Source organism: Actinosynnema sp. (genome assembly GCF_052038725.1).
In genome coordinates, this window is the sequence record NZ_JBQGCX010001289.1 from 1 (window position 1) to 2,533 (window position 2,533).

The window sequence follows — 2,533 nt, forward strand, 5'->3', positions numbered from 1 at the left end:
GGTGTTCGCCGTCGACCCTGGGAGCGGGCGCGCGCGGGTGTGGCTGCACCACGAGCTGCTCGCCAGGCAGGACCCCCGCTCGCCGTTCCCCGGCGTCAACGGCGTCTCGGTGCACGCCGGGCCGGTGCACCTGACCAGCACCGACCGCGGGCTGCTGCTGCGCTGCCCGGTGGACGCGGCGAACCCGGCCGCCGAGGTGGAGGTCGTGGCCACCGGGGTGTGCGGGGACGACCTGGCCGCCACCGACGACGGGGCGCTGTGGATCGCCACGCACACCGGGGACAGCGTGGTGCGCAGGCTGCCCGGCGGTGAGCTGCAGGAGGTCGCGGGGGTGCGGCAGGGCGCGGCCGGGGCGACGGCGGTGGCCGTGGACCCGGAGGCGCCGGACGTGCTCTACGCGACCACGAACGGGGGGATGACGCGCCCGCGCGGGCGGGCGCCCGGACCGGGGCGGTTGCTGCGGATCAGTCCCAGGGCGCGGTGACGGCGGCGGAGGGGCTGCGGCGTTCGCGCCACCGCCCCTCCGCCGTCAAGCCGTGGTCAGAGCGCGGCCTTGAGGGCGCGCTCGATCCGGTCGCCCACGGCCCTGGCCTGGGTGGCGATGAAGAAGTGCCCGCCGGGGAACACCTCCAGCTGGAACGCGCCCGTGGTGTGCGGCTCCCAGCCCGCGGCCTCCTCGACCGTGGTCTTCGGGTCGGCGTCACCGGTCAGCACGGTCAGGTCGGCCGCGATCCGGCGGTCGGGCGGGCAGCGGTAGGTCTCGATCGCGGTGTAGTCGGCGCGGATCGCGGGCAGCGCCATCCGCATCAGCTCCTCGTCGTCCAGCAGCGCCGAGTCGGTGCCGCTCAGCGCGCGCACCTCGGCCAGGACGCCCCGGTCGTCCAGCAGGTGGACCTGCTCGTCGGCGCGGGTGTTCGGGCCCCGGCGGCCGGAGGCGACCACCTCGCGCGGGCCCGCGCCGTCGCGCTCCAGGCGCACCGCCGTCTCGAACGCCAGCGCCGCGCCCATGCTGTGCCCGAAGAACACCGTCGGCTTCGCGGGAAGCCCGCGCAGCACGTCCGCGACCAGGTCGGCCAGCCGCTCCAGGTCGTCCACGCACGGCTCCAGACGCCGGTCCTGGCGGCCGGGGTACTGGAGCGCCACGACGTCCCAGGACGGGCCGAAGCGGGCCGAGAGCGGGTGGTAGTAGCTCGCCGAGCCGCCCGCGTGCGGGAAGCACACCAGCCGGACGGGCGCGGTCGGGTTCGGGTGGTAGGTGCGCGCCCACCGGGCTGCGGTCTCGTCAACGATCACCGGCTCGCGGTCCTCTCGTCGGGGGCCGACGCCGGATCGGAGGGCGGCCCCGAGTCATGATCGGGGGAACGGTACCGCCGCCAGGGGCGCGGACCCCGGTGAACCGCCGGGGCTGAGGGGGTGGTCCGCAGGGTTGTGGGGCCCCTACCGGCGCTGGTCAGGGCCGCCGCGGCGGGCCTGAGGGGGGCGGCGGCTGCGCCACCCCGAAGCCGCCGCGACGGGCGGGGGTCACCCGAACAGCAGGTAGGGACCGATCACGTCGCCGCCGGGCGCGAGGTCCGTGGCGGGGCCGTCGTCGACCAGGAGCGCGAAGTGCAGCGCGACCGCGTCGGCCGCCCCGCGACCGGCCCGGCACAGGGCGTCGACCAGGTCAGGCAGGTGCGGGGCGCCGCGCAGCAGGTGGGCGCGCTCGACGACGACGGCGAGGTCGGTCTCGCCGGGCCAGTCGCCGTGCGGGCGGCGCAGGGCGTCGGCCAGCGCGGGCCAGTCGTGCGGGTGGTGGGGGAGGTCGAGCAGGCGGGTGAACGAGGCGAACGCGGCGGCGGCGTCGGACAGGTCGGCCGAGTCGACGTGCCTGACCACGCCGCCGTCCTCGCGCAGGCGGGAGAGCTGCGCGGGCACCAGCGGGGCCTCGCGCGGGGCGCAGACCACCCACGGGCTGGTGCGGCGGGTGAGGTCGAACGGTTCGAGGGGCACGGCTCCTCCCTCAGACTCCCCAGGCGTCGCGCCTCGGGGGCTGCACGGCGGACCCAGCGTCCCACCGGTTCCCGGTTCGAGCCACCCGGACGGAGCAGCGGTCGCGGGCCCGGTCAGCGGACCAGGCCGTCCTCCCACATGCGGATCGCCACCTCGGTGCGGTTCCGGGCGCCCAGCTTCTGCTGCACGCTCGTCAGGTGCGACTTCACCGTCGACAGGGTGATCGACAGCCGCTGGGCGATCTCCGCGTTCGTGCCGCCCCTGGCCACCGCCAGCGCCACGTCCAGCTCGCGCGCCGTCAGCGGCGTCCGGGTGGCGGGGCGGGCGCGGGGGCCGCCCTCGCGGGCGAAGTCGCGCAGCAGGCGCGTGGTGATCTGCGGCGACACCAGCGACTCGCCGCGCGCGGCCACGTGCACCGCCTCCACCAGCAGGCGCGGGCCCGCGTCCTTGAGCAGGAAGCCGCACGCGCCCGCCCGCAGCGCGGCGTGCAGGTTCTCGTCCAGGTCGTAGATGGTCACCACGACCACCCGCAGCGGGTCCGGCA

At 76.9% G+C, this 2,533-nt stretch carries 4 protein-coding genes; 1 reads left to right on the forward strand and 3 read right to left on the reverse strand.

Features of this window, described 5'->3' with window-relative positions; translation table 11 throughout:
• Positions 1-484, forward strand: a 484-nt coding sequence (locus ACTUAL_RS27245) for a hypothetical protein (protein ID WP_440902246.1), incomplete at its 5' end; no start/stop codon positions are given.
• A 56-nt stretch (positions 485-540) separates the two neighbouring features.
• Here the strand turns inward: ACTUAL_RS27245 and ACTUAL_RS27250 are convergent.
• The 3 genes from ACTUAL_RS27250 to ACTUAL_RS27260 all read right to left on the reverse strand — a co-directional run.
• On the reverse strand, positions 541-1,293 hold the full coding sequence (locus ACTUAL_RS27250) for a thioesterase II family protein (RefSeq protein WP_096495124.1): 753 nt from the start codon (positions 1,291-1,293) through the stop codon (positions 541-543).
• A 228-nt stretch (positions 1,294-1,521) separates the two neighbouring features.
• The gene (locus ACTUAL_RS27255; RefSeq protein ID WP_096495123.1) at positions 1,522-1,989 is read right to left on the reverse strand and encodes a hypothetical protein; all 468 of its coding nucleotides are present in this window, start codon (positions 1,987-1,989) and stop codon (positions 1,522-1,524) included.
• Between the two features lie 113 nt (positions 1,990-2,102).
• Positions 2,103-2,533: LuxR C-terminal-related transcriptional regulator (locus ACTUAL_RS27260; RefSeq protein ID WP_440902247.1), on the reverse strand; the 431-nt coding region annotated here is incomplete at its 5' end.